The organism is Streptococcus sanguinis, assembly GCF_020729725.1.
GTDB classification, from domain to species: domain Bacteria; phylum Bacillota; class Bacilli; order Lactobacillales; family Streptococcaceae; genus Streptococcus; species Streptococcus sanguinis_V.
This window is the reverse complement of the sequence record NZ_JAJEPA010000022.1, coordinates 1-1150: the sequence shown is the minus strand read 5'-3', so window position 1 is coordinate 1150 and position 1150 is coordinate 1. Positions and strand designations below refer to the sequence as shown.

The window sequence follows — 1150 nt, the reverse complement described above, 5'->3', positions numbered from 1 at the left end:
CTAAAATGTCAATGCTGTCATCAGCATCCTGATAATGCACCCCGATTTTAATGGTAATTGTTACCTTTTTCTCCTCTGTTATGGTCAACAAAATCTGTTTGTCAGGCATATTATAGCCAAACTGAATTATTGAACCAGTCAATGAGGAGACCACCATTCTCCCTGCGTAAGGAACATTCGTTTTGTCAGATATATCACTATATACCTTTTTCAATGAATCATAGATTAATTGAAACTCGTCAATATTGTAAGTATTCTTCATTCTTTTTCCTCAACCTCGCTCTCTACTTGTAAATACTCCAACAACTTATTGTAAACAATCTTTTCATCCCATAATTCTTCCTCATTGATAATCTCATGATTGAGTAAGAATTCCATTATTGGCCAGAAATTTTCTTTGAGTTCTGAAAGTTCGTGTTCCGTTTTGTTAAGTTGCTTTTTTGTGCTCTTGAATTCAGTTTGTAGACTTTGATAGTCACCCTTAGTCAAAACAACCGTTTCGTCTGCTAAAGATGACTTATAGTACCTATTGGTTTCTCTAGCCATGCTCCTGGTAATACTCTCCATTAAAAGCGCTTGAGCACCAACTGAAAGCTCATAACGTTTGCATTTTTTGACTATTTTTACAGTATCTACCAAGGCGCTATAATAACACATGATGCCAATTCCATAGGGAATTTTGTCTCTAAACCACTTTTCTTCTTGTACTTCTTCGTACAATTCAACTGGCAGAACTAGGTAATTCCGATGACCAACAAAAGAGAGCTTTGCTGAACTTTTAATATCGGACTTGGATGTCTTGATTTCATAACAGACAAACTCTCCAGAATAAGAGGAAAATGTTATATAGTCCACAAACTCCTCATTACCCGTCATCATGGCCTGCGTTTTTGGGAGGCCAATTTTTACTTCAAAGCAGCCATGAACCTTTTCATGTGTTTCTTCCCACAAAGCTCTTTCTACCTTTTTTGTTAAATCAGTCTTTACCATCTGCCACCTCCTCAAATTTCATAAAGGTCATCCAATGAGTTGTCCCTCGTTGCTGCCCACAAAGAGGACTGAAAGGGAGTAACTCTAGGATTTCTTTAACATTAACTTGAGCATCAGACCATTTAAAAATAAGTGTTCCACCTGTTTTTAACACTCGCAT

The 1150-nt window shown here is 36.9% G+C and carries 2 protein-coding genes and 1 pseudogene; all 3 read right to left on the bottom strand.

Annotated features, from left to right (window positions below; translation table 11 throughout):
• Positions 1–262 (bottom strand): hypothetical protein (locus tag K4I03_RS12130; RefSeq protein WP_227965580.1); only part of this gene is annotated, 262 nt, incomplete at its 3' end.
• On the bottom strand, positions 259–990 hold the full coding sequence (locus K4I03_RS12125; protein WP_227965578.1) for a hypothetical protein: 732 nt from the start codon (positions 988–990) through the stop codon (positions 259–261). The genes K4I03_RS12130 and K4I03_RS12125, both read right to left, overlap by 4 nt.
• Positions 977–1150 (bottom strand): annotated as a pseudogene (locus K4I03_RS12120) (class I SAM-dependent methyltransferase); the annotation flags it as partial. The pseudogene K4I03_RS12120 and the gene K4I03_RS12125, both read right to left, overlap by 14 nt.

What these genes read in the sequence shown, in the direction of transcription:
- K4I03_RS12125 (WP_227965578.1), bottom strand. Translation starts at nt 990, where the DNA reads ATGGTAAAGACTGATTTAACAAAAAAGGTAGAAAGAGCTTTGTGGGAA.